Source organism: Marinomonas algarum (assembly GCF_020532605.1).
GTDB classification, from domain to species: domain Bacteria; phylum Pseudomonadota; class Gammaproteobacteria; order Pseudomonadales; family Marinomonadaceae; genus Marinomonas; species Marinomonas algarum.
The window spans coordinates 163,169-189,304 of the sequence record NZ_JAJATW010000003.1; the positions used below are offsets into that span (position 1 = coordinate 163,169).

Genomic DNA, 26,136 nt, shown 5'->3' on the forward strand with positions numbered 1-26,136 from the left:
TACAATTAAAACTCTAAATAGGTGGTACGCATGTTAAAAGATAGCTCTCTTCTTAAGTCTCACTGTTTGATTAATGGCGAATGGGTAGAGGCCAATACAAAAGCCATACACCCTGTTACCAACCCAGCAACAGGAGAAGTGATTGTTAACATCCCTCACCTTTCTCCTGAAGAGATTCCAGCTGTTATTGAATCATCAAAAGTAGCCCAAAAAAAATGGGCCGCTTTACCCGCAAAAGAACGTGCTGCTATTTTACGCAAATGGTTTGAGCTGATGCTTGAAAATGCGGACGACCTCGCTTTTATCATGACATCTGAGCAAGGCAAACCCTTGGCTGAAGCCAAAGGTGAAATCATGTATGCTGCGTCTTTTATTGAATGGTTTGCCGAAGAGGCTAAACGCATTTACGGTGACACCATTCCAGCACCTCGTGCTGACCAACGCCTAACCGTCATCAAACAACCTATCGGTGTCACTGCCGCTATCACGCCATGGAACTTCCCTGCGGCGATGATTACTCGAAAAGCTGCACCCGCACTCGCTGCAGGCTGTTCAATGATTGTTCGCCCGGCTGATTTAACGCCACTGACCGCTCTTGCTATTGGTGAATTAGCACAACGTGCTGGTGTTCCTGCTGGTGTTTTACAGATTGTTACAGGCTCTGCAAGCAAGATAGGTAAAGTTCTGACTGACAGTCATATCGTTAGCAAATTGTCTTTCACTGGATCAACAGAAGTAGGACGTTTGTTAATGGCACAATGCGCAGACACCATTAAAAAAGTGTCTCTGGAGCTGGGCGGTAACGCGCCTTTTATTGTCTTTGATGATGCAGACCTAGACAAAGCCGTTGAAGGCGCTATGGCTTCAAAATACCGTAATGCAGGCCAAACTTGTGTATGCGCTAACCGTATCCTGGTTCAAAGCGGTGTCTATGACGCATTTGCTGCCAAACTGGCTGAAAAAGTGAAAGCGCTAAAAGTAGGTAATGGTGTCGATACTGACACTGACATTGGTCCTATGATTGAAGACAAGGCGATTACTAAAGTTGAAGAGCATATCAAGGACGCGATAAGCAAAGGCGCAACCTTAGTTTACGGTGGAGAGCGTTTGGGCGGCTTGTTTATTTCTCCCGCTGTCTTAACGGGTGTCACACCAGAGATGAACGTTGCTCAAGAGGAAACCTTTGGACCACTGGCGCCTTTATTTTCTTTTGAAACAGAAGAAGAAGCCATCGCCATGGCCAATGACACCATCTTTGGTCTAGCCGCTTACTTCTTTACTCGTGATCATAGCCGTATGGTTCGCGTTTCAGAAGCCTTAGAATATGGCATGGTGGGGCACAATACTGGATTGATCTCTAATGAAGTCGCTCCTTTCGGTGGGGTAAAACAGTCTGGACTCGGACGTGAAGGGTCTAAATACGGTATCGAAGATTACTTAGAAATGAAGTATATCTGCAGTTCGATCGATTAAAAATCATCGTCTCTGCCCATTATTTTAGTTTACTGTCTTTTTTATCAACTCATTATTTTTCGACGGTAATGAGTTGATAACACGTTTAGATCCAGATATTAAATCAGTAACTAAAAGTATTAACGAACAAAATATGATCTACTTTTACAGATTTTTGTCAACTTTTTGCTATTTTTCTGCGTAAACGTAGTCAAATCCTGTACTTACTTTTCCCTACACCTATAATGGTTCTGTCTTTATTGGTTAAAGATCGCAATCTTCAAGGAATATAAAGGGAAAATCATATGAAAAAATTAGTATTATCTATCGCATTGGCGACTGTTTCAGTTTCTTCATTCGCGGCAGGTGGACATGGTCCAGCAGGTTGTGGTCTAGGCACGGAATACGTATTTAAAGATGCCGACGTTTGGTATGAGCACGTTCTCGCTGCGACAACAAACGGCACATCAGGCAACCAAACATCCGGTATGACATCCGGTACATTGGGCTGTGAAGATGCAAATGGTCCTCTTTCAGGTATGGTTGCTGTTTTCATGAACGAAAACATCGAGCCATTGGCTGTAGACATGGCAAAAGGTGAAGGCGAAACCTTGAGTGCACTTGCTGCATTGATGGGTGTTCAAAATGCGGACAAAGCACTTTTCAATGAGCAAATGAAACAAAACTTTGACCAAGTTTTTGCGTCTGCTGAAACAACACCAGCTTCTGCTTACCAAGGCGTTATTGATGTTATGTCAAAAAATGCTGAGCTAAACAAATACCTAGGCTAATTACTTTGCTCTAGGGATTAAATGAGAGTAGCGCTTTAAAAGCCTACTCTCATTTTTGTTTTACGACGATGGATTTTCGTTTCAACACTCGCTTCAAAAGTATACTTTATGCCTTTTCTTATTTTCTTTGTTTCACTTCTTCTGCCTTTTTCCGTGCTCGCTTTTGCAGTACCCAGTGAACAAAAAGACGACGCCTATATATCAGAACTCGCTCAACATTCATCTTGGCTGGATTTACTGCACTATCATCAAATTGGCATTATTTCTCCGTACGAAAGCCAAGTTGATGATGACAGCTTCTTTTTATCAGCCACAGGCAAAACAGACCCTCTAGCAGAATTACAAGCTACTCTTACTGCATTTAGCACCCCTTTTACTGGCGAAGACATCAATACAGCGCCACAGTGTACCTACCCTGCTCGCTTTAACTGGCTTAAAGGTCAACAAATGGGGAAAGACTTTATCGAAGTCGATTGCCCTGAATTTCAAGACTGGTATAACACGATTGACGGTGAAAGCATCCACCTTGTTTTCCCCGCAGCCTACTTGAACAGCCCATCTTCTATGTATGGTCACACATTGTTAAGAGTGAAGAAAAAAGGCAACGACGCCCCCCTTTTGGATTACGCAGTAAACTATGCGGCGAACCACGACCCTGAAGACAACCAATTGGTTTTCAGTTACAAGGGATTAACAGGCGGTTACCCGGGCGTCATTTCGATCACACCCTTTCATCAGAAGGTCAAAGAATATAACTTTTTGGAAAACCGCGACATTTGGGAATACAAACTGGATTTCTCTCAAGAAGAGGTCAACCAATTTGTCCGCCATGTATGGGAAATGCGTAATACTTACATCGAGTATTACTTTTTCTCTGAGAACTGCTCTTATCAATTACTCGCAATGCTCGATGCCAGCAGTGATAAGTTAAACACAACGAAAGACTTCTCTCTGTGGGCTATCCCTGCTGATACCGTGAGAGCACTTAAAGAAGCAGATTTAATACAAGACATTAGCTACCGCCCTTCCATTGCTAACCAAGTGCAACATATGCTGAAAAGCCTAAGCGACGAGCAAATTACTCAAGTAAAAACGTTAGTTGATCAGGAAGAACTGCTCTTAGACGGCCTTGATAATTTTAATACCGAAGAACAAGCTCAAATTCTCGAAGTCGCCTACCAATACAGTCGCTATTTATCGGCAAAGAAAAAGTCGACCCGCTCCTACCTCAATACACGGTCAATGAAGTTGCTGTCTCTTCGCAGCAAATACGCCCAGTCTACTGTTTTTACTGACACACCTGTCCCTGAAATACGGGATGACGAAGGCCATAAAACACAACGACTTGCCTTTACCATCGGTGAAACAGGCGATAAAGCCTTCACTCAATTAGAATATCGTCCCTCTTACCATGACTTACTGGATGCAAAAGGAGGGTATTTAGAAGGGGCTGAGCTGTCTATGTTTAGCGGCAGCGTCAGTATTATGGAAGAGGAGAATATTAGAATAGAAGATATTTCATTGATCAATATTCGCTCACTGTCTCCAGCGAATGCTTTATCCACTCCCAAGTCATGGCAAGTCAACTTATCGTTTGTGCGTGATTCTGCCATTGATGACGCCATGGTGTTTCGTTTAAAGGGAGGGGCAGGCATTACAGAGCAGGTAGGAAATCATCTTTTCTCTGCACTTCTTAATGGGCGTGCGTCACTCAATAGTGACTATCAAGATCTATACGACAGAAGTTATAAGCTACAAGTTGGCCCACAGTTGCAGTGGCTCTACTCTGGTGACACTCATCGGATTATGGCGTCTTATCAGTATCTTGATGATGTCAATGAGCACAAAGCAAACGAACACATTACCGAGCTAGAATGGGCCTATTTACTTCATCCAGATTGGCAAGTTCGTACAAAAGTCGCCCAAGAAAAGCGTGACAGTCGCGAAGAGAACACGGTGCAAATAAGCCTACTTCACTACTTTTAACGTGTTGTCACCCTGCAAAAGCACTCTGCAAATGAAGGTATAAACAAAAAAAGAGCCCATGGCTCTTTTTTTTGTTTATACCGCTGATCATTCTTTGAAAATTCACTTACTCAGCTTCAATGACTTCAAAGCTATGAACAATCTTCACACCGCCTTTTTCCAACATCAACGACGCTGAGCAGTATTCTTCTGCGGACAGCTTCACGGCTCGTGCCACCACACTTTCTTTTAGCTTTTTACCCGTTACAACGAAATGCACTCTAATTTCCGTAAACACCGCTGGCACCGTATCAGCACGATCGGCATCAATCTGTGCAACACAAGACACCACATCTTGACGAGATTTCTTTAGGATATTAACAACATCATAAGATGTGCAGCCTCCCAGCCCCGCCAACAGCAACTCCATTGGACGAGGACCGGCCGTTTGGTTGCCATCAATCTCTATTTTGAAACCCGACCCTGTTTCAGCAGTAAAATGCACATCTTCTTGCCAACTTACACTCGTTTTCATCTCTTCACCTTACCTATGTTTGCGATATATTTGTGTGCAATGTCGTTAATACTGAAACAGTTCCTCTAACTTTTTACCAGGATCTTCTGCACGCATAAACGCTTCGCCGACTAAAAAAGCATGGATATTTTTCTGACGCATCAATGCCACATCGTCACTGGTGTGAATACCACTTTCTGTAACGATAAGACGATCTTTTGGTACGCTGTCCATCAGTTCAAAAGTGTGTTCAAGGCTCAAATCGAAGGTGTGCAAGTCACGGTTATTAATGCCTAATAACTCGGTTTGTGTGTATTCTAGCGCCAACTCAAGTTCAGGTCGATTATGGACTTCCACCAGCACATCCATACCTAATTCGCGCGCCATATTATCTAGCTGACGCAGTTTTGAGCCACTTAAACAAGCCGCTATCAATAACACACAGTCAGCACCAATGGCTCTGGCTTCCAATACTTGATATTCATCCACAATAAAGTCTTTGCGAATCACCGGCAGCTTACATGCACTACGCGCTTCCACTAAAAAGTCTTCATGACCTTGAAAAAAGTCTCTGTCCGTTAGAACAGACAAACAGGCAGCCCCCCCTCGTTCGTAAGATTTGGCGATGTCCGCTGGTTTGAACAACTCACGCAATACGCCCTTACTCGGTGATGCTTTTTTAATCTCAGCAATGACCCCTGCCTTCCCAATAGCCACTTGATGTCTAAGTGCTTGAGCAAACCCACGAGGAGCATTGTGCACATTAGCAACCGATGCCGCCACTTCCAAGTTACCGTATGGCGTGTGTGCCTTACGCTCTGTAATCTCTTCGAACTTACGTGCAACAATTTTCTTAAGAATAGTCGGTGTTTCTACTTGCATTCGGTAATTACTCCTGCTTATTTCGCTGAGTCAGTGCTCATGAAACAACGTGTAAAACTTGCTAATTCAGACATTTTAATCTTAGCGGTACCACCACCAATCACGTCTTCTGCGATCGTGACCCCTTCTGTAAGGCTATCTGCAATACCGGACACATAAATGGCAGCACCCGCATTTAAGGCGACAATGTCTCGGGCTGGGTTTACTTTTCCTTTCCCTTCGAGGGCCGTCTTAATTAAAGCAAGACTCTCAGTGGCGTCGAACGCCTGGAGACTTTCTATTGATTGCAGAGGAATACCAAAGTCTTCAGGCGACACACTGTACTCGGTAATCTGACCGTTTTTCAGCTCAGCAACATAGGTCGGCGCCGCAATACTGATTTCATCCAGCCCATCTTCAGAATGCACAACCATCACATGCTCACTGCCCAGAGCTTTCAGCACTTCCGCAATCGGACGCACCCATTTTTTATGGAACACGCCCATGACCTGACGCTTTGCATTAGCTGGGTTCGTTAACGGACCCAGTAAATTAAAAATCGTACGCGTTGCCATTTCTTTGCGAGGACCCACAGCATGCTTCATCGCTGAGTGATGGTTAGGGGCAAACATAAAGCCTAAACCAATATCTTCAATACAGCGGCAAACTTGTTCAGCGTCCAAACCAAGAAAAATACCCGCTTGTTCCAACACATCGGCACTGCCAGATTTTGACGACACAGAACGCCCACCATGTTTCGCTACCTTGCCACCGGCTGAGGCAACAACAAAAGCGGACGCAGTAGAGACGTTGAAAATATGACTGCCATCGCCCCCCGTACCACAGGTATCCACTACATGCTCAAGGTCCAATGCCACTTTACTGGACAAAGCTCGCATGACCTGGGCCGCTGCGGTGATCTCTTCGACGGTTTCGCCTTTCATTCTCAAGGCAATTAAAAAACCGCCAATTTGCGCTGGCGTTGTTTTGCCCGTCATGATGTCTGTCATCACGGATTGCATGTCATCACTGCTTAAATTTTGATGCTCGACAACCGCCGAAATCGCTTGTTGAATATCCACCCGCCTCTCCTATTTGATCATTTTTCATGTCAGGGCTTTTGCGTTAGCGTGTTAAAAAGTTGGCCAACAGAGCGTGACCTGCCTCTGTTAAAATCGACTCTGGGTGAAATTGCACCCCTTCCACATCCAGTGTTTTATGGCGAATCCCCATAATTTCGTCTTGTTCGCCTTGCGCAGTACGACTCCAAGCGGTCACTTCAAGACAATCCGGTAAATCATCCGACGATACCACCAATGAATGGTATCGCGTCGCTGTTTGTGGGTTGGGCAGACCCGCAAAGATTGCCTTGTCATAATGATAGATCAGCGACGTCTTGCCGTGCATCACCTGTTTGGCTCGAACGACCTTGCCACCAAACACCTGCCCGATGCTTTGGTGACCTAAACAAATACCTAGAATAGGTATCTTGCCAGCAAACGCTTCGATCGCTGCCAAAGAAATACCCGCTTCATTCGGTGTACAAGGACCCGGAGAAATCACCAAATGCGAAGGTGCAAGACGCGCTATGTCTTCCAACGTGATTTCATCATTACGATAAATACGTACATCCGCCCCTAACTCACGGAAATACTGCACAAGGTTGTACGTAAAAGAGTCGTAGTTATCGATCATTAACAACATAAGGAAGGGTCGCGCCTATAAAACAAAAACACATTAAACAAATCGCCTTTTATTCGGGCTAAATTCTACACTGTGAGGAACACGCTGTCTCGCATAGACCAAACAGAAGGTCCTATTCCTCAACCCCAAAAAAGCAGACCGCGCTGTTTTTTTCATAAGTAAGCAAATAGAACGCAAAGTTATTCATAATTCAATGGAAAAACAACGCCTTGTTTGAAGACGATGTGGTTATACCGCACACTGGAAAGCGTGCTATCTTTACCCTTATTTTTCCGTGCTTTTTAAGGATGCTCTGTGCAAAACCAAGTTGCTGATCTTATTGAAACCCTCATTCAGGATGAACATTCCCCTGAGTCTGTTAACAGAGCCATTTCAGAACTCACACCAGACGATGTGGCATTGGCTCTGGAGTCTATTCCCCTTGCACAACGTACCCAAGCTTGGGCGAATATCAAACAGGCTAACCGACTGGATATTCTGGTCGAAATGCGCGGCGAATCTCGCCAAATGTTGCTCAAAGAGCTGGACGATACAGAAATCGAGGCACTGTTTACGGATGTCGATGCCGAAGATTTGCTGGAAATCACCGATTCTTTACCTGATCGCCTTGTGGACATCGCTCTCAGGCAGATGGACAACAAACAGCAAGAGTATTACCAACAAGGTATTGAATACGATGAAGACGTGGTGGGTCGTTGGATTGACCACGAATTGCTGATTGCATCCCAATCCATACGCACATCTGAAGCACTTAGATTGTTAAAAAAGCACACACCAGATTATACCGACATGATCTATCTAGTGAATCGTACAGGGCGCTGGGTCGGCTGTGTCAAATTTGACAAACTGTTTAAAGCGCAAGGTCATGAGCCCATTTCCAGCCTCATCGATGAAGAATGCTCTTTTATTCGCTCTGACTCAGAGTTGACCAAGGCCGCTGAACAACTTGAACGCTCTGGGCTTTCAGCTCTGCCTGTCGTAGACGATAATCTCGTCTTATTAGGACGCTTTCATGCAGGGCTGGCCATGGAAACTTGGCGTCTTGAGCACGAGGCACAACAAATGTCGACCGCAGGCTTAAATGAAGAATCCGACTTATTTGCCCCCGTTCAACGCAGCGCGGCTACCCGTGGCATTTGGTTGGGCATCAACTTGCTTACGGCTTTTTTGGCTTCTGCGTTTATCGGTATTTTCGAAGGCACGTTACAACAAGTGGTCGCATTGGCTGTGCTCATGCCCGTTGTTGCTTCCATGGGCGGCATTGCAGGCAGTCAAACACTGACGTTAATTGTGCGTGGCTTAGCACTTGGGCAAATTACCCGCAGTAACTTAAAGTCCCTCTTGGCGAAAGAGCTCAAGGTCGGTGGCCTAAACGGCATACTGTGGGCCATTGTGATTGGTGTGGTTACGCTTTGGTGGTTTGAAAGCCCCATGCTAGGCGCGGTAATTGGTCTTGCCATCATCGTCAACATTATTATGGCGGCGCTTTCCGGTGTGCTCATTCCAGTCCTGCTCGATAAATTACGCATTGATCCGGCGTTATCTGGTTCGGTGATTTTAACCACGGTGACAGACATTGTTGGCTTTGTGGCTTTCTTAGGATTGGGCACCTTATTACTCATTTAAACACACAAATCATAGGCTGAAAAACACCATGAATTGGGAAACGATACAACTCTATTTGGGACTCGGTGACACCAAAATGCACTGGGTGGTACGGGTCTTTTTAATTGTACTAGGTACTTCCTTAGTCAATTTTATGGCGACTCGAGCACTTTCTCGCATTAACCGACAGCTCGAAAAAACCAAAACACCTTGGGACAATGTCCTCGTTAATGCAGCACAAAAACCGATAGGCACCTTTATTTGGCTGGCCGGTTTGAGCGTCGCCGCTGAGATTTCAGGTAAGGAACTCGATCCGGATTTATCCTCTTTGATCAAATCTGTTCGAGAAGTTGGGGTCATCTTTATCCTAACTTGGTTTATTCTGCGCTGTATTTCAGAAAGTGAGAAAACGCTCACAACGAGCAGTAGATTCCCCAATAAAATTGATTACACAACGGCCAGTGCCATCAGCAAGTTATTGCGCGCTTCCGTTATCATTACCTCGGTATTAGTCGCCCTGCAGACATTGGGCTACAGCATTTCTGGGGTACTGGCCTTTGGGGGAATTGGGGGGATTGCGGTCGGCTTTGCAGCAAAAGACTTACTGGCAAACTTTTTTGGTGGTCTCATGGTGTATCTTGATCGCCCCTTTGCTATTGGCGATTGGATCCGTTCACCTGATCAAGACATCGAGGGCGTTGTAGAACACATTGGCTGGCGCCAGACTCGTATTCGCACCTTTCAAAAGCGTCCTTTGTATGTTCCCAATTCAACGTTCTCTGTGATCTCAGTCGAGAACCCTTCTCGAATGTCCCATAGACGCATCAATGAAACCATTGGTGTACGCTACGATGATTTTCGCCTATTACCGACCATATTGGCCGACATTAAAAAGATGGTCGCGGACCATGAAGACCTCGACACCTATGAAACCTACATGGTGAATTTCAACCAATTCGGCCCATCTTCATTGGACTTCTTTATCTATGTGTACACCAAAACCACGGATTGGCGGACTTACCATAACGTAAAGCAGGATGTGCTCTTTAAGGCCATGCAGATTATTGAATCCCATGGTGCTGAAGTCGCCTTTCCTACTCACACGGTTCATATGGCGAATGACAACAAAATGATGTTGCCACCCGAACCGTCTAAGTAGAAACCGCCTAGATAGAAACCGCCGTTATAAGGTTTCGACCTAGTTTTGACTTAGTAAACGAAACGGCACTTACACCAGTAACTCGGCCAAATCATCCATCAGGGCGTCTGCGCCTAACGACGCTAAGTCAACGCCCTGATGGTATCCATAAGTTACCAAAGCACACTTAAAACCTGCATTTTTTGCCGCATTGAAATCCGTAATCGAATCACCAATCATCAAGCACTTTTCAGGTAAAGCCTCGATGGATTCACTGCAATGCAACAAAGGCAGCGCAGAAGGCTTTTTCTCTTCTAGCGTATCGCCCCCTAACAGCCAACCAAAATGCTCCGTTAATTCAAAATGATCCAATATCGGCTTTACGAACACACTGGGCTTATTCGTAATTAAAGCCACGGGGACACCATTGTGCTTAAAGGCTTTGAGCAAGGCTTTTACATTAGGGTACAGAGTGGTTTTGTCAGTCGAATGGGCTCGATAATGCAACAAGAAAATACGGTAGGCCTCGTCGTGCAAGCCTGTATCTAAATTCCCCCACGCCAAGGCCTGATCGATCAGTTTTGATGCGCCAAACCCGATCCAAGTACGCACGCGCTCTTCCCCTGCCAAGGGCGCACCAAGCTCGACCAAAAAAGCATCGACTGCAACAGCGATATCGGGCACGCTGTCCACTAAGGTACCATCTAGATCAAGGCACACTAATTCCGGCCAGCCTTCAAACCAGGTTGAAAAATGTCGAGGCGTTTTCATGAGCGTACACTCGCCAATTCCGTACGCATTTTGTCAATCACCGCCTTATAATCGTCTTTGCCAAAAATAGCCGACCCCGCCACAAAGGTGTCTGCCCCCGCTTTCGCGATCTCTGCGATGTTCTTTTCACTGACGCCGCCATCCACTTCCAAACGAATGTCGTAACCGCTTGCATCAATCAACGCGCGCGCTTCACGCAACTTGTCCAATGTGCTTGGAATAAAAGACTGACCACCAAATCCTGGGTTTACCGACATCAGCAACACCATGTCAACTTTATCCATAACATGCTTTAAATAATGCAAAGGCGTTGCGGGGTTGAATACCAAACCGGCTTTACAGCCGCCGTCACGAATCATTTGCAAAGAGCGGTCAATGTGTTCACTGGCTTCTGGGTGAAACGTAATGATCGACGCACCGGCATCGATAAAATCACCAATCATACGATCGACTGGCTTCACCATAAGATGTACGTCGATGTCGGCTGTCACACCATGCTTACGAAGCGCTTTACAGACCATAGGGCCAATGGTTAAGTTGGGAACATAATGGTTATCCATCACATCAAAGTGGATAATATCTGCACCCGATTTTAGTACGTTATCGACCTCTTCACCCAGTCGAGCAAAATCGGCAGACAGGATCGAAGGGGCAATGAGAAAATCATTCATATCTAACTCCAGCAATGACACAATAAAGGCAACAAAATTCAATGTTGCGCTATTTTAACAAGGCACTTAACAGAAGTATTGAAAACAATGCATAAAATTAACCGTCAGTTGGCTCTTTTTGGCGTCTTGCTTGGCCTGTTTAACAGCGCTGGGCTACTGGCAGAAAATAGTACAAAAGAGAGTGAAAATACTCGTATCGAAAACAATGACTACGTGATGCCACAGCCGCAACAGACTCGCATTAGCGCACTTAAGAAATCTCTGGCAAACCGACAAATCGACCATCAAATACAAAACCTTAATGCGGGTGACGACCGCTTTTTAACCTTATACCAACCGCCTTATACCGCAACCAATCAAGGTTGTGTCGTCATACTGCATGCGGATAACCAACACCCTGACTGGCCTGATGTCATCGCGCCGTTACGTAATGCCTTACCGAATTACAGCTGGTGTACACTATCAGTGGAAATACCGGACATAATACAACGCGCCCAAGCGGTTATTTCTTCACCTTCTGCAGAGCAAGCTGATACCGAACAGACAGAGGCTAACCCTATCGAAAACACCACCAATACGGATGACGGCAGTCGTACCAGTAATGACGTACCTTTGGATGAATTACCGAACCAGGACTTAGTATTTGGCCGTTTACAGGCAACGTTAGATCAAGCACAGGCACAAGACATTGAACAATTCGTTCTGCTGGGTTATCAAACTGGCGCAAGTTACGCACTGGCTTTTTTAGCCGAGAACCCTGACACGGCCCAAGCGCTCATCATGATTGATGTCGATGTGCCAGAAAATAGAGACCGCCAAGGTATGACTCGATACCGTCTTGCACAGCGTATTCGCCAAGTGAATCAGCCCACCTTGGACTACTATGCCAGCAAGTCAGGCAGTGAACAGTTTGCACGCTGGCGCCAACAGGCCGCTAATCAGCGTGGTGCTGATGGACGCCATTACCAACAATGGAACGCCTTGCCGACGCCCATTTCCAGCCATGAAAACAAAGCAACATTGGTACAAACAGTGAGAGGTTTTTTGAAACAAAATACCGAACAAGTCGATCAGAAGAACACCCTTCCTAGCGCAGAGAAAGGGCTGTTTTATTGACGTTTTAATGTCTATTACTTACGTGAATTTTTAATCAATTCATAAGCAGACTGAATTTCCTGCGTGCGCTCTTTGGCCAACTCAATCATTTCATCCGGTAAGCCTTGTGCACTGAGTTTATCTGGGTGGTTTTTACTCATTAATCGACGGTAAGCCTTCTTAATGTCGGCATCACTCATGTCTTCTGTCACCCCCAGCGCTTCATAAGCCGCCTTTAACAGGTCTTGTGACCCCATTGATTCCGACGAAGAATAGCCTTTTCTAAAGTGCGCCTGCTGTTTCACTTGTACATGCAAGGCTTCAAACTCAGCAACGGATACACCAAGGCGAGCACAAACTTGCGATACAAAGGATTTCTCTTCAACACTAAAATGACCATCCGCGTAAGCCGATACCAAAAGTACCTCAACCAAGGTGCGGGTTAAATCCCCTGGCCCAACAACGCGTCTGAAGTTATCAAGCACCGGGTCTAAATCAAAATTAGCCGATTTGCCCTCAATAAAGAGTTTTTTGGCTTGTTCTTGTGCTGCTGGAGACAATAAAAGACGTTGCATTACCGATTGCGCTAATTGGATCTCCGCTTCAGACACCTGACCATCGGATTTGGCTAAACGCCCCATCAGTAAGAATAAGGTTCGAAAGAAGGTTTCTTGTTGAAGGCGAACACTCGCACGGCCTTGCGCACTGCCAAGTGCCCCACCCGCCAACTTTCTATCAATCATACTGCCAATGAAAAAGCCCAATATCGCGCCCAAAAAGCCCCACAGTATATAACCCAAAATGGCGCAAACAATTTTCCACATAAAGATATTTCTCCAGAATCGGTAGCCCCTATAGGCCTGCTTAGATTATCATTCGTCTTATCAGGTGGAACCGCTTACTCGGCAGTATCCGATTTGGAACAATAATTATTTGATGGCAAGTATACCCTGCATGGTTAAGTATTTACGCACTTACGCCTTATTTTTTCAAAGTCTTTTCATCTTGCCTGTTGCCCAAGCGCAGACAAATCAATGGGATTGGGCGCCAAGAGAGTCTTTGACAACGGAGCAGCAAGCGCAGCTTGGACAGTATTGCCAAGGAACCTATTTAGATCAGTGGACGGCATCTGGCTCTGATGACACACAACTCAATGCCGACAGTATCGTTCGTGATGAGCAAGGCGTCATTTACCTAAAAGGGGCAGCAGAAATCATTCAGCCCCTATCGACCATCTCGGCCGACGCGATTAAAGGGCTGCCTAACGAATATTATCGTGCCACTGGCAATGTCATTTTACGTGGTAAAAATCAGCTGATTCGTGGCTCGGACGGGTACATTTCCAACAGCAGCAGTAGCCCAACCGTATTCAATAACGCCCTTTTCCTAAGTCATGAGTCTGGCACTCGTGGCGAGGCCAAATCCTTGGCTCGTCGTCAAGACGGTGTGGTGTTTATCGAAGAAGGCTTTTTTACCACTTGTGAACCCACTCAAGAAAGCTGGTCACTCTATGGCAGTTCAATTGAGCTGGACCCAGGAACAGGCTTCGGTACCGCCAAACATGTACAAATTCGTATCGCAGACATTCCCGTATTCTATTTCCCTTGGCTAAGATTCCCCATTGATAAAAGAAGGCAAACAGGATTGCTTTTTCCCAGTTTCAGTTACTCTGGTTCAGATGGGCTGAGTCTATCCACACCTTTTTACTGGAATATTGCCCCTGCTTACGATGCAACCTTTACGCCACAGTTTATCCAAGAAAAAGGCGCAGGACTTGACCTAGAGTTTCGTCACTTAAGCCCTTATGGTGAAACCACTTACGAGCAATCCACTTTTTCCGACAATGATGAAGGCGAACAAACTCTACTGAAACTGACCAGTGATCAGACTTTTAACCCGCACATCCGTGCCGGACTCTTATTTGAAAGCAACCCTACTGACGATCTTTACCCTGAAGCCAACAGCACGTCCATCGGGGAAAAAGACGATTACGAACGCAGTGTTTATCTAGGGATAAACAATGGCAATTTGTTAAATAAGATTACCTACTTAACCTACCAAACGCCTGATACAAGTAACGATGAGCCCTTTGAGTGGCTCCCTCGTTTAGACAGCTCCTATCGTTATACTCAATCCTTTTTTGAGTACGATATGGATGCACAATACACCGACTTCTATGATCCAGCGGAAAACAACTTTGATGGCCAACGTACGGTTTTCAACCAAGACTTTTCGCTGGACTTTAGCAACGCTTGGGGCACGTTTTCTCCCGGTGTGTTAGCTCAATATCGTGATTACAACATCAACAGCTACACCACTGACCCAGACAGCAATACCTCTTTCCATCACCTTACAACCTACCTTGATTCCTCTGTCACGTTTGAGCGCAGCCTAGTTCATAATGACAGTGTTTGGCGTCAAACACTGGTGCCTAAGTTCAGCTATCTGAACGCACCTTATGAAGATCAAAGCGATGTGCCTGACTTTGATGCCAGTGAGCCGACCATGAACTATTCTCAGGCGTTCAGTCATACACGCTTTAACGGTAATGACCGTATTGGTGACACCGAACAAATCACCCTAGGCCTAGAAAGTCGTCTGTATGATGCAAACAATAATGAAAAGTGGGCGTTTAAAGCAGGACAAATCTATTATTTAGAAGACCGTTATGTTGATATTACTAGCGCAACAGATAAAAATACGCCCATCGATGATACCCGCCAAAGTGATTTGCTCACATCGGTGAGCTATCGTGGTAACCGTTACACACTGACCAGTAATCTCAATTACAACGTCAATGACGATGAAATTACCTTAGCGCAACTGGTGGCCTCTATGGAGCCCGTTGACGACGTCAAATTCAATATGAGCTACTTGTACTCCATCAACAACACGGACCCAGATGACGACGCAGAACAAGCGAGTATTGGCAGTGTTTTTCCAATGAATAAAAACTGGAGCTTGTTTACTCAATACACCTACGACTTCTTAGCAGAAGACTCTACTAAGGAAATTGCTGGGGTTGGCTATGAAAACTGTTGTATCAAGGTGTCTTTAAGCTACCAGGACTGGCTCGATGACGACGATGAATACAACCGAGGTGTCTTTTTACAATTTACTTTACGGGGTTTAAGCACTGTTGGTAGCGCAAACAGCGAATCAAGCATTGCAGATACCTACTGGAACCAAGGAAACGTTGGATATTAACCATGAAGTTACTCTCTCTAATACCTTTTATTTTTGCGGCCCTTACACCGCTTCAAACACTCCACGCCGCACCTGAGAAAATCGATGGTATTTCCGCTATTGTTGACTCTAAACCTATTTTAGAAAGCGACATTCAAAGCCGCTTTCAAATTGTAAAGGATCGTGTGCCTGGTGGTATCATGACCGATAACATTCATCGACAAATTCAAAACCAAATGATCGATGAGACCTTACAGGTAAATTACGCTCGTCGTGTTGGTATGAGAGCGTCTAGTAACGAAATAGACAACGCCATTCTTGGTGTCGCGAAAAATATGAACTTGGATTTACAAGGCTTACGAAACGTCTTGGCAAGCAAAGGGGTCGACTTCTCCCGTTACCGCACGCAGATTGAACAAGAAATTTTGATTAACAACATCAAACGCGACATCATTCGCAAACGTATTGTGATCACCGAGCAAGAAATCAACGATTATCTAGACTCTGACACCAGCATCACCAAAGAAAAAGACGAAATACGTCTACGTCATTTGATTATACGTGCCAGCAATGCAGAGCAAGCAGAAGCGGAAATCAACGACATTGCAAAAAACATTCAGACAGAAAACGACTTTGTTCAACAAGCGATTGAACACTCTGATGGCCAGTTTGCCATTGAAGGCGGCGACCTGGGCTGGCGCCCAATCAATCAGCTTCCACCCTTATTCGTTCGTGCCTTTCAAGCCGAAGATGGCCCACTTATAGGCCCATTGCAAAGTAATGCTGGCTTCCATTTATTATGGGTTGTTGATAAGCGTTCACCCAACGTCACACTTCAGCAACAAACCAAAACACGCCACATTCTTGTTCGAGCCAATGAAATTCGTAACTTGGAACAAACGAAAGTCTTGGCAGACGACCTCTACCAACAACTTCAAAACGGAGCAGATTTTGCTGAAGTGGCAAAAGAATACAGTGAAGACCAAGGCTCTACGATTCAAGGTGGTGATCTAGGCTGGGTCACGCCGGGTACCATGGTGCCTGAATTCGAAGCACAGATGGACAAGACGGCACTTGGTGAAACCAGTAAGCCCTTCCAGACACAATTTGGTTGGCATATTTTGCAAGTAGAAGGTCGTCGAGAAGCGGACATCAGTGATAAGGTCAAACGCGCCAACGCAGAACGTGCTCTCACCGCACAGAAACAAGACATTGTGTTGGGTAACTGGCTTGACGAACTGCGTGCTGACGCCTTCATCGACATTAAGTAATAAACGCACAAAATACCCTAGAAACGAGGATATCATGGTTGATCAACAGCGTTGCGCTTCGCCCATCATTGCCATCACATCGGGCGAACCCGCTGGTATTGGCCCAGATATTATTTTAACCGCACTCAGCGAGCAGGCCTTTCCAGCTCGCTTAGTTGTGCTCGCTGATCCTCAACTTTTAAGCGATAGGGCAAACACGCTTGGCCTTACGGTCAATATTATTGTATTGCGTGATGCTCAAGACACCGAACAACACCAGAAGGGCACAATCAGTGTTCTTCCGGTTGCCATGCAGGTATCTGCTAAAGCCGGCACATTAGACGTTAAAAATGCCCCCTATGTACTGGAAACCCTTCGCCAAGCTGGTGAAGGCTGCTTAAATGCGTCGTTCGATGCCATCGTCACTCCCCCCGTTCACAAAGGCATATTGTGTGATACCGGCGTGCATTTTTCCGGTCATACCGAATTTTTTCAAGCGCAATGTCAGTCACCACAGGTTGTCATGATGCTAGCGACCGAAGCAATGAAGGTCGCTCTTGTCACCACACATTTACCGCTTAAAGACGTTGCCGATGCCATTACCGAACACAGCATCTGTCGTGTGATTCGCGCACTGCATAAGGATTTACAAGAAAGGTTTGGCATCACCCAACCGAAAATTTTAGTCTGCGGATTGAACCCGCACGCTGGCGAAGATGGGCACCTCGGTAGAGAAGAAATTGATGTCATTATTCCTACCTTAGAAACACTGCGAACCGAAGGCTTAGATCTGATTGGCCCTCTTCCCGCAGACACCTTATTTACACCAAAATATTTAGACCACGCAGATTGCGCCTTAGCCATGTATCACGACCAAGGCTTACCTGTGCTAAAATATTCTGGTTTTGGTAACGCCGTTAACATTACCCTCGGCTTACCCATAATACGAACTTCTGTCGACCACGGCACAGCAATCGACTTAGCTGGCACAGGCCAAGCCAATAATGGTAGCCTGAAAGTGGCCATTCAACATGCTATTAATATGGCAATTAACGCAAAAAAGTTTTCTAAATGAGCAAACCACAAGGCCACAAGGCCAGAAAAAGATTCGGTCAAAACTTCCTTCACGATCATGGCGTTATTCGTCGTATTGTTGCTTGTATTGGCCCGAAAAAAGGTCAGCGCCTTGTCGAAATCGGGCCCGGTAAAGGTGCCCTAACAGAAGGCATTATCAGCGTTACCGAACGCATGGATGTCGTTGAACTTGATCGTGATTTAATCCCAATTTTAAAAGTGAATTTATTTCGCTACCCAGATCTCACTGTGCATGAGGCCGATGCCATGAAGTTTGACTTCACTTCATTGGCAACCGATGAGCAATCGATCCGAGTGGTTGGAAATCTGCCTTACAATATTTCAACACCACTGATTTTCCACCTGCTTAGCCAAGCAAGTGCTATTGAAGACATGCACTTCATGTTGCAAAAAGAGGTGGTTGATCGCCTAGCCGCCCGCCCTGGTGATAGCCTCTATGGACGTTTAAGTGTTATGGCGCAATATTACTGCGCTGTAGAATCTTTATTTATCGTCGGTCCAGAATCGTTTGATCCAGCGCCAAAAGTGGATTCAGCGATCGTGAGAATGACGCCTTATAACACTCTACCCTTTCCTGTTGAAGACATCAAAAAACTTGAAGATGTGGTACGAATCGGCTTTCAACAACGTCGTAAAACACTGCGCAATAACTACAAAGGCGTACTGGACAATAACGACTTTGCCGCGTTAGACATAGACCCAGGTTTGCGACCTGAACGCCTCGATGTTGGGGATTTTGTACGCATTGCAAATTACGTGTTGAAGAAGGACGTTTAAATGGAAAAATACGATATCGTGGTATCGGTTCGAACGGAATACCTCGCAAAACAATCCTCCGCTGCCGACTCGCGCTATGTATTTGCTTACCATATATCCATCACAAATTGCGGCAGTGAAGCCGCAAAACTGCAAACTCGTCATTGGATTATTACCGACGGTAATGAACAAGTTCAAGAGGTGAGAGGAAGTGGTGTCATCGGTGAATACCCTTACTTAACGCCGGGTGAGTCCTTCCACTACACCAGTGGAACAGTGATGGAAACCGTGGTGGGTAGTATGCAAGGCAGCTACCAGTTTATCGCCGACGATGGCACCGAATTTCAAGCGCCTATTCGCCCTTTCACCTTGTCTGTTCCTAACCAAGTTCACTGAGGTAACCCAACATGGCAACCTATGCAATTGGCGATGTACAGGGCTGTCTTACGCCCCTGTTACAACTGCTGGATCAGATCCAATTTCAAGCAGACCAAGACACCCTTTGGTTTGCCGGTGATTTGATTAACCGTGGTCAAGAGTCTTTAGAAACATTGCGCTTTATTAAGTCATTAGGCGATAAAGCGGTTGTCGTACTTGGTAACCATGACCTGCATTTATTGGCCGTTGCTCACGGCCACGGCAAACTAAAACGTGGTGATACCTTGGGAAATATTCTCACCGCAGCGGATCGTGACGACCTGATACATTGGCTACGACATCAGCCCTTGTTGCACTTTGACCCTGACCTCAATGTCATCATGACACATGCCGGCATACCGCCTTGCTGGGATCTAGACACCGCGCGTGCTTTGGCACAAGAAGTTGAACACACACTGCAGTCCGATCGTGTTGATGATTTTTTTGCTGACATGTATGGTAATAAACCGAGTAAATGGCATCGCACATTAACGGGGCAAGACCGCCTCCGAGCCATTACGAATTATTTCACTCGAATGCGCTTTTGCGATGAGAAAAGTAAGCTCGACCTAAAATCAAAAGAAGGCGCTAACACCGCTGTGAAAGGCTTTGCTCCTTGGTTTTCTTACCCTTCTAAATTGCCTGACGACTGTCATGTCGTCTTTGGCCATTGGGCCGCATTAGAAGGACACACTCAACAAGCCGGCATTCACGCACTGGATACAGGCTGTGTTTGGGGAGGAAGCTTGACAGCACTTCGCCTTGAAGACAAACAACGTTTTAGTACACCTTGTACCATCAACCGGACATAATAATGACCTATACTTGTATTGATATTTCAGACGCCCTACCCATCATAGAAAACAACGCCACCATCGTAGACATACGCGATCTTGCTAGCTTCCAAACCAGCCACATAAGTAACGCACGCAACCTGACGAACGACAACGTACAAGATTTTATTGACCGCACCGAAAAAAATCAGCCCATTATTGTTTGCTGCTACCATGGCAACAGCAGCAAAGGCGCAGCAGAATACCTTGCCGCCCAAGGCTTCTCTGAAGTCTATTCATTAAATGGTGGCTTTAGCCAGTGGAGCGTTATGTTTCCCGATCAATGTGATATGGGCTAGCACGACGCCATGAGTACGCCTTATCAGGTTTATCTGGTCGGTGGCGCCGTCCGAGACAGACTGCTTGGTTTACCCGTTGTCGACCGCGATTGGGTGGTAACAGGTGCCACCCCAGAGCAACTAGAACAACAAGGTTATCAACAAGTTGGCAAACAATTTCCTGTCTTTTTGCACCCTAAAAACAAAGAAGAGTACGCACTCGCCCGAAGAGAAAAAAAGCAAGGTGAAGGCTATACGGGCTTTATTTGTGACTTTTCTCCCAACATCCCCCTAGAAGAAGACCTCGCTCGACGCGACTTGACCATTAATGCTATGGCACAAGACAGTCAGGGTCAGCTTATCGACCCCTTTCATGGCCAGAAAGACCTGAATGAGCGGACATTACGACATGTTTCAGACGCTTTTATTGAAGACCCGTTACGGGTCTTGCGAATTGCACGCTTCGCCGCACGATTTCATGATTTTGGCTTTTGTATCGCGCCTGACACCATGGCGCTTATGCAAGCCATCAGTGAATCTGGTGAATTGTCTACTCTTAGCCCTGAACGTATTTGGAAAGAGCTGGAGAAGGCCCTTAATACTCCCCACGCACAGATTTTTTTCGAGGTCTTAAGGGAAGCGAATGCGCTTCCACGACTATTTAATGGCTTATCTTGGCAAGATAACGTATTGAACAAAATATCCAACCCAGCGGAATTAACGCCGGCGCAACGCTGGGCGTTATTCACACACCACACGCCATTGAGCACTTTAGAATCACTGCATGCTCAACTACGTTGTCCAAACCAGTTCAAAACACTGGCTGAACAGGTGCGTTCTTTCATTGAAAGCCAATCGCTACCAATGAGCGCCACGGCATGGGAAAACTGGTTGAGCCAAGTGCATGCGGTTAAAAAACCCCAACTTTATACCATATTGATTAACGTGCTGAGCATACTGACAAACACAGAGACCGCTATATGGGAAAGTCTGCGCACAGCCACAGCCAGCATCAACGCCGCCAATTTGATGAAGCAAGGGTTTAACGGCGCCGAGCTAGGGCAGGCACTCAAAAAAGCGCGCGCTGATGCGATTATGCACCTCGCCACGCAAGACGCTTTACACCCTTTCGTTCAACCTTAAAGCGACTCACTTAACTTAGAACGCTCAATAACGAACAGCGGACTCACGGTATATCTTCACACCAACCGCTTGTGCGGCAGACACGGCACCGGGTTTGCGTAATGTCAGTGTCACCGCATTTAACATAAAATTCTTAATCAGTTCCTCGACCAAATGCTCTGCCAACGTCTCAATTAATTCAAATTGACGCTCATCACAAAAAGCCAAAATATAGTTAGAGATAGCTTCATAATCTAACGTTTTGGCTAAATCATCGGTAGCGGCAGGCACACGGTTGTCGTGCTCCATTTGTAGATCAAACACCAAGTCTTGGCGAATCACTTTTTCCCAGTCATAAACACCAATCACAGCTTGAGCTTTAAGCCCTTCGATAAACACAAGATCTTTCATATTAAGAAGCCTTTAATTGGGGTAATTCAGACAGAGGCCAGCGGGCACGAATCGACAAATTCAATGCCGAAGATTGACCCTCTACTAAACGCTGAGCACCGGCATAGGCAATCATGGCGCCATTGTCTGTGCAAAACTCAGGACGTGCATAAAACACACTCGCCTTTATTTTCTTAAGCTGTGCTTCCAATTGTTCGCGAAGCCGAACGTTTGCACTGACACCACCCGCAATGATCAGTTGTTTGAGACCTTCTGCTTCAAGGGCACGACGACATTTTATCACTAGAGTATCTACCACCGCAGTTTCAAAGGCCAACGCTGCGTCAGCTTTAAATTGTTCGTCGCAACGGTTTTCGTCCAATGCCGCATGCACTGACGTTAAAAAGGCGGTTTTCAAACCACTAAAACTGAAATCCAAACCAGGACGATCGGTCATCGGCCGAGGAAACTTCAACCCTGATTTCGCATTACCTTGCTTCGCCAGTGCCGCAATTTGTGGGCCGCCAGGGTAAGGTAAACCAATCATCTTAGCGGCTTTATCAAAAGCTTCACCAGCCGCATCATCTAACGATTGACCTAACAACTTATATTCACCAATACCATCGACTCGAACAAGTTGGGTATGACCACCAGACACCAGTAAAGCGATAAATGGCATAGCTGGCTGAGAGTCTTCTAACATAGGCGCCAAAAGGTGGCCTTCCATATGATGAACACCCAAGGCTGGAATCCCTAGGGCATACGCCAAAGCACGACCAATGGTCGCGCCCGCCATCAAAGCACCGACTAAACCTGGACCACTGGTATAGGCAATCGCATCTAAGTCTGCTTTTTTAAGGTGAGCCTCTTGCAACACTTCATCTATAAGCGGCAAGGTTTTACGAACATGATCGCGGGACGCCAGTTCAGGCACAACACCGCCATATTCAGCGTGTTGCGCAATTTGAGAATATATTTTATGTGCCAATAGGCCTTGCTCAGTATCATAAATGGCAATGCCAGTTTCATCGCACGAGGTTTCTAATCCCAATACTTTCATCAGAAGAATCTCATCAATAATGTGTCCGCATTGTACCTTATCCTTTCGAGCTGAGTCAGTCTGGAAGCAAATCAAATTAGACAAATAGCAGCAAAGTGATTATAATGCGCGCGTTTTAAATGTTTAAAAGAAAAGGCAGGTGATTTTTTCGTTTGGCGCATCGCTTCCATTGCAAGCAAAGATGTTGATTCAAACACCCTCTTAAAAATGAATATTGTTACAGACGCGATAAAAGTCTGTTCAGGGTTAGACGCCGAGTCTAGAAAAACAGATTCCTTGTGAATCACACTCTGTTCAACAAAAGCGCGCTTTGAAAGCCCTGTGAATACGGGTATGATTCACGCCGTTTTTGTGAATACTTAAACTTTAAAAATTCAATCTAAAGGTAATAACATGCCAGCTGTAAAAGTAAAAGATAACGAACCATTTGACATCGCTCTACGTCGCTTCAAACGCTCTTGTGAAAAAGCAGGCGTTTTGGCTGAAGTTCGTCGTCGTGAATGCTACGAAAAACCCACTACACTTCGCAAACGTGCTGCCGCTGCAGCTGTAAAACGTCATGCGAAGAAAGTTTCTCGTGAGCAAAAGAAATTCCAACGTTTGTACTAGCCTGGTTTGCCAATTGGCAATACCATCTACACAAATGTACTGCCTAGACGCGCTATGTTTTAGGCTATAAGAAAGCGGCTAGTCGTTGACTAGCCGTTTTTTTTGCTTTCTAGAACACTCAACCATACTACAGAGGCTCTTCATGTCAGATCTTAAAAAACACATCTCAGACACATTAAAAACCGCCATGCGTGCTAAAGAAAAACAGCGCGTCACTGTGATCCGTACTATTTTAGCGGAATGCAAAAAGATTGAGGTTGATGAACGTATTGAACTCGATGATGCTCGCGTATTAGCGGTGCTTGATAAAATGAACAAGCAGCGCAAAGACTCCAACCAGCAATTTCTTGACGGCGGTCGCGATGATCTTGCTGTTGTTGAGCAAGAAGAAATGGCCATCATCAGCGAGTTTTTACCGACTCCACTCACCGATGAAGAAGTGGGTGACATTGTAAAAGCAGCCATCGAACAAACGGGCGCAAGCTCAATGCAACAAATGGGCGCTGTTATGGGCATTGTAAAACCTCAGGTACAAGGCCGTGCTGATATGGCACAAATCAGCAAACAAGTGAAAGCGCAACTAGGCTAATACACATGGCGGGACGCATTCCAGATCAATTTATTGATGAGCTTTTGACTCGAACAGACATAACCGATGTGGTTTCGTCTCGCATTAGCTTAAAAAAAACAGGGCAAAACTACAGCGCACTTTGCCCTTTTCACAACGAAAAAAGCCCTTCCTTTAGTCTTAATCCAAATAAACAATTTTATTACTGCTTTGGTTGCGGCGCCGGTGGCAATGCCATTTCTTTCGTTATGGAGCACGACCACCTCGATTTCGTTGAGGCTATTGAGACTCTTGCAAAAGATGCCGGTATGGAAGTGCCTCGCGAACAAGGCGCTCCAGACAGATACGAACAAAATGCTGAATTACTAAAACGCCTTTCCGAAAGCGCACAATTTTATCAACAACAACTCACACAACACCCCGATAAGAAAAAAGCCACCGACTACCTCTCTAAAGATCGTGGCCTATCAGGGCAAATCGCCAAGGTATTTGGAATAGGGTATGCCCCGCCGGGTTGGGATAACTTATTAAGAGCCGTTGGGACGCGCGCTGAAAGCCAAGAGCAGTTGTTAATAGGCGGCATGCTTATTGAAAAAAAAGATCAACAGGGTCACTACTATGACCGCTTCCGTGATCGTATTATTTTTCCTATTCGAGACTCTCGTGGGCGTGTTATCGCTTTTGGTGGACGAGCCTTTGGCGATGAGAAACCCAAGTATTTGAATTCACCGGAAACCCCTGTCTTCCATAAAAACCAAGAACTATACGGCTTATTTGAGGCCAAACAAAACACGCCTATATTAGATCAAATATTGGTCGTAGAAGGTTACATGGATGTCATCGTACTTGCTCAACACGGCATCACCAATGCGGTCGCGACACTTGGCACCTCCGTCAACAGCCAACATATACGCAAGCTTTTTAAACTGGTCAGCAAGGTTGTACTTTGCTTTGATGGCGACAAAGCCGGTCGAGCGGCTGCTATTCGCGGATTAGAAGCCTCCTTGCCAGTAATGCAAGACGAAAAGCAAATTCGCTTTCTTTTTCTGCCCGATGGCGAAGACCCAGACTCACTGGTTAGAAAAGAAGGGAAAGAGGCGTTCAACAAACGTTTAGAAGATGCTTCCTCCTTGTCCCATGTGTTATTTGATCATGCTCGCAACCAAGTGACCCTGAACGATGAAGAAGGCGAAGCTCAGTTTGCACGCAACGCAATGGAAATGATCAGAGAGCTCCCTAATGAGCTGACTTTTCGCTCAGTATTGATTCGTCAACTTAGCGATCAATCAGGCATAGACAAGGAAACACTGAGCAAGACTGTTTTCAAAACCCGCCGCCAGACACCCCCTCAGAGCAATCCAGCCACGCCTCAGCCCTACGACGAAACCACACCGCCTCATCATCAATATGACAATGCGCCCCCTATTAGTCACTATGAAGATTACTCGCCTGATCCTCAAACAATGGAGACAGCAGAGTACCCTCGAACACAGGTGCCTAAAAAACCTTTTACTAAAAAACCCTTCTCAAAAGGCAACTATCACAAGGATGCGCCAACACTGCCGCCTGCCGCTCCAAGCCTAAGCCGCATTAAGCAAGCATCACTCTGTTTACTACTCCACCCTCACATTGCTCAAAGCATTGATTTGCCCGACCCAATCATCAATCAGGCCAACGACGAACTGCAGTTTTTTTGTAAAATATGGAGATATTTTGTAAAACACCCCAAAAACAACACCGGAAACTTACTCGGTGAAACGACAGATAACGCCACTTTATCTGCCTTATACGCATTATTAAATCATAAAGATGCAAATACTAAGCTGAAAATAGTCAATGCCTCCCAAGAAGTGCTAGATATGATTTCAGGACTAGAAAAAAATCTAGGCTTAAATAGCAGCATTGAACGGTTGAAAAACAAGGGCAATGAATCCATTAAAGATAACAGCAGTAAGCAGGAGCTACGAAATTTAATGGACTTAATCCGACGTAAGAAATCGTAATT

General features: G+C 45.6%; 26 protein-coding genes. 17 read left to right on the forward strand and 9 right to left on the reverse strand.

Annotated elements, in window-relative coordinates:
* Positions 1 to 30 precede the first annotated feature (30 nt).
* The 3 genes from LG368_RS03755 to LG368_RS03765 all read left to right on the forward strand — a co-directional run bounded on the left by LG368_RS03755 (position 31) and on the right by LG368_RS03765 (position 4,229).
* Positions 31 to 1,473 carry an NAD-dependent succinate-semialdehyde dehydrogenase gene (locus LG368_RS03755; RefSeq protein WP_226753391.1) on the forward strand — a complete coding sequence of 481 codons (1,443 nt, stop codon included), beginning with the start codon at positions 31 to 33 and terminating at the stop codon, positions 1,471 to 1,473.
* A 284-nt stretch (positions 1,474 to 1,757) separates the two neighbouring features.
* Positions 1,758 to 2,243 carry a DUF3015 domain-containing protein gene (locus tag LG368_RS03760; RefSeq protein WP_226753392.1) on the forward strand — a complete coding sequence of 162 codons (486 nt, stop codon included), beginning with the start codon at positions 1,758 to 1,760 and terminating at the stop codon, positions 2,241 to 2,243.
* Positions 2,244 to 2,351: 108 nt separating this feature from the next.
* Complete coding sequence (locus LG368_RS03765; protein ID WP_226753393.1) at positions 2,352 to 4,229, forward strand: Lnb N-terminal periplasmic domain-containing protein; 1,878 nt, start codon at positions 2,352 to 2,354, stop codon at positions 4,227 to 4,229.
* Positions 4,230 to 4,335: 106 nt separating this feature from the next.
* Here the strand turns inward: LG368_RS03765 and LG368_RS03770 are convergent, their stop codons facing one another.
* From LG368_RS03770 to LG368_RS03785, 4 genes are read right to left on the reverse strand one after another with little or no spacing between them, the layout of a single operon-like run.
* Complete coding sequence (locus LG368_RS03770) at positions 4,336 to 4,743, reverse strand: OsmC family protein (RefSeq protein WP_226753394.1); 408 nt, start codon at positions 4,741 to 4,743, stop codon at positions 4,336 to 4,338.
* 45 nt (positions 4,744 to 4,788) lie between these two features.
* The gene (gene trpC / locus LG368_RS03775) at positions 4,789 to 5,604 is read right to left on the reverse strand and encodes an indole-3-glycerol phosphate synthase TrpC (RefSeq protein WP_226753395.1); all 816 of its coding nucleotides are present in this window, start codon (positions 5,602 to 5,604) and stop codon (positions 4,789 to 4,791) included.
* Between the two features lie 17 nt (positions 5,605 to 5,621).
* Positions 5,622 to 6,665 carry an anthranilate phosphoribosyltransferase gene (gene trpD / locus LG368_RS03780; protein ID WP_226753396.1) on the reverse strand — a complete coding sequence of 348 codons (1,044 nt, stop codon included), beginning with the start codon at positions 6,663 to 6,665 and terminating at the stop codon, positions 5,622 to 5,624.
* A 43-nt stretch (positions 6,666 to 6,708) separates the two neighbouring features.
* Positions 6,709 to 7,287, reverse strand: coding sequence for an anthranilate synthase component II (locus tag LG368_RS03785; protein ID WP_226753397.1), 579 nt, complete (start codon positions 7,285 to 7,287; stop codon positions 6,709 to 6,711).
* Between the two features lie 294 nt (positions 7,288 to 7,581).
* Between LG368_RS03785 and LG368_RS15570 the strand changes: the two genes are divergently transcribed.
* Entirely contained in the window at positions 7,582 to 8,913 is a 1,332-nt protein-coding gene (locus LG368_RS15570; protein ID WP_226753398.1) for a magnesium transporter, read from the forward strand.
* A gap of 28 nt (positions 8,914 to 8,941) precedes the next feature.
* Positions 8,942 to 10,051, forward strand: a complete 1,110-nt coding sequence (locus LG368_RS03795; protein ID WP_226753399.1) for a mechanosensitive ion channel family protein — start codon at positions 8,942 to 8,944, stop codon at positions 10,049 to 10,051.
* A gap of 69 nt (positions 10,052 to 10,120) precedes the next feature.
* Here the strand turns inward: LG368_RS03795 and LG368_RS03800 are convergent, their stop codons facing one another.
* Together LG368_RS03800 and rpe are read right to left on the reverse strand one after the other, a co-directional pair.
* On the reverse strand, positions 10,121 to 10,801 hold the full coding sequence (locus LG368_RS03800; RefSeq protein WP_226753400.1) for a phosphoglycolate phosphatase: 681 nt from the start codon (positions 10,799 to 10,801) through the stop codon (positions 10,121 to 10,123).
* On the reverse strand, positions 10,798 to 11,472 hold the full coding sequence (gene rpe, locus LG368_RS03805) for a ribulose-phosphate 3-epimerase (RefSeq protein WP_226753401.1): 675 nt from the start codon (positions 11,470 to 11,472) through the stop codon (positions 10,798 to 10,800). Before rpe ends, LG368_RS03800 begins: the two co-directional genes overlap by 4 nt.
* 87 nt (positions 11,473 to 11,559) lie before the next feature.
* Here rpe and LG368_RS03810 point away from each other — a divergent pair, with 87 nt between their 5' ends.
* Positions 11,560 to 12,588 carry a DUF3530 family protein gene (locus LG368_RS03810; RefSeq protein WP_226753402.1) on the forward strand — a complete coding sequence of 343 codons (1,029 nt, stop codon included), beginning with the start codon at positions 11,560 to 11,562 and terminating at the stop codon, positions 12,586 to 12,588.
* A gap of 14 nt (positions 12,589 to 12,602) precedes the next feature.
* On the opposite strand, the gene djlA is transcribed toward LG368_RS03810, so the two are convergent.
* Positions 12,603 to 13,391, reverse strand: coding sequence for a co-chaperone DjlA (gene djlA, locus LG368_RS03815; RefSeq protein WP_226753403.1), 789 nt, complete (start codon positions 13,389 to 13,391; stop codon positions 12,603 to 12,605).
* 130 nt (positions 13,392 to 13,521) lie between these two features.
* On the opposite strand from djlA, the gene LG368_RS03820 reads away from it, so the two are divergent.
* The 8 genes from LG368_RS03820 to LG368_RS03855 are packed head-to-tail and all read left to right on the forward strand — an operon-like array spanning position 13,522 to position 21,525.
* On the forward strand, positions 13,522 to 15,774 hold the full coding sequence (locus LG368_RS03820; protein WP_226753404.1) for an LPS-assembly protein LptD: 2,253 nt from the start codon (positions 13,522 to 13,524) through the stop codon (positions 15,772 to 15,774).
* 2 nt (positions 15,775 to 15,776) lie between these two features.
* Positions 15,777 to 17,024 carry a peptidylprolyl isomerase gene (locus LG368_RS03825; RefSeq protein ID WP_226753405.1) on the forward strand — a complete coding sequence of 416 codons (1,248 nt, stop codon included), beginning with the start codon at positions 15,777 to 15,779 and terminating at the stop codon, positions 17,022 to 17,024.
* Positions 17,025 to 17,058: 34 nt separating this feature from the next.
* Positions 17,059 to 18,078 (forward strand): 4-hydroxythreonine-4-phosphate dehydrogenase PdxA, encoded by a 1,020-nt coding sequence (gene pdxA, locus LG368_RS03830; protein WP_226753406.1) that lies wholly within the window; start codon positions 17,059 to 17,061, stop codon positions 18,076 to 18,078.
* Positions 18,075 to 18,875: a 16S rRNA (adenine(1518)-N(6)/adenine(1519)-N(6))-dimethyltransferase RsmA gene (rsmA, locus tag LG368_RS03835; RefSeq protein ID WP_226753407.1), complete on the forward strand. Its 801-nt coding sequence runs from the start codon at positions 18,075 to 18,077 to the stop codon at positions 18,873 to 18,875. The genes pdxA and rsmA overlap by 4 nt, the downstream gene beginning before the upstream one ends.
* A complete protein-coding gene (apaG, locus tag LG368_RS03840) occupies positions 18,876 to 19,250 on the forward strand; it encodes a Co2+/Mg2+ efflux protein ApaG (protein WP_226753408.1) in 375 nt (124 codons plus the stop codon).
* 11 nt (positions 19,251 to 19,261) lie between these two features.
* A complete protein-coding gene (locus LG368_RS03845) occupies positions 19,262 to 20,083 on the forward strand; it encodes a symmetrical bis(5'-nucleosyl)-tetraphosphatase (protein ID WP_226753409.1) in 822 nt (273 codons plus the stop codon).
* Positions 20,084 to 20,085: 2 nt separating this feature from the next.
* Positions 20,086 to 20,403 carry a thiosulfate sulfurtransferase GlpE gene (gene glpE / locus LG368_RS03850; protein WP_226753410.1) on the forward strand — a complete coding sequence of 106 codons (318 nt, stop codon included), beginning with the start codon at positions 20,086 to 20,088 and terminating at the stop codon, positions 20,401 to 20,403.
* Positions 20,404 to 20,412: 9 nt separating this feature from the next.
* Positions 20,413 to 21,525: a tRNA nucleotidyltransferase/poly(A) polymerase-related protein gene (locus tag LG368_RS03855; protein ID WP_226753411.1), complete on the forward strand. Its 1,113-nt coding sequence runs from the start codon at positions 20,413 to 20,415 to the stop codon at positions 21,523 to 21,525.
* A 24-nt stretch (positions 21,526 to 21,549) separates the two neighbouring features.
* Here the strand turns inward: LG368_RS03855 and folB are convergent, their stop codons facing one another.
* Positions 21,550 to 21,915, reverse strand: a complete 366-nt coding sequence (gene folB, locus LG368_RS03860; protein ID WP_226753412.1) for a dihydroneopterin aldolase — start codon at positions 21,913 to 21,915, stop codon at positions 21,550 to 21,552.
* A gap of 1 nt (position 21,916) precedes the next feature.
* Positions 21,917 to 22,954 (reverse strand): tRNA (adenosine(37)-N6)-threonylcarbamoyltransferase complex transferase subunit TsaD, encoded by a 1,038-nt coding sequence (gene tsaD, locus LG368_RS03865; protein WP_226753413.1) that lies wholly within the window; start codon positions 22,952 to 22,954, stop codon positions 21,917 to 21,919.
* Positions 22,955 to 23,347: 393 nt separating this feature from the next.
* On the opposite strand from tsaD, the gene rpsU reads away from it, so the two are divergent.
* From rpsU to dnaG, 3 genes are all read left to right on the forward strand, one after another.
* Positions 23,348 to 23,563 carry a 30S ribosomal protein S21 gene (rpsU, locus tag LG368_RS03870; RefSeq protein WP_009835737.1) on the forward strand — a complete coding sequence of 72 codons (216 nt, stop codon included), beginning with the start codon at positions 23,348 to 23,350 and terminating at the stop codon, positions 23,561 to 23,563.
* Positions 23,564 to 23,705: 142 nt separating this feature from the next.
* Positions 23,706 to 24,152: a GatB/YqeY domain-containing protein gene (locus LG368_RS03875; RefSeq protein WP_226753414.1), complete on the forward strand. Its 447-nt coding sequence runs from the start codon at positions 23,706 to 23,708 to the stop codon at positions 24,150 to 24,152.
* Positions 24,153 to 24,157: 5 nt separating this feature from the next.
* On the forward strand, positions 24,158 to 26,134 hold the full coding sequence (gene dnaG, locus LG368_RS03880) for a DNA primase (RefSeq protein WP_226753415.1): 1,977 nt from the start codon (positions 24,158 to 24,160) through the stop codon (positions 26,132 to 26,134).
* The last annotated feature ends 2 nt before the right edge of the window (positions 26,135 to 26,136 follow it).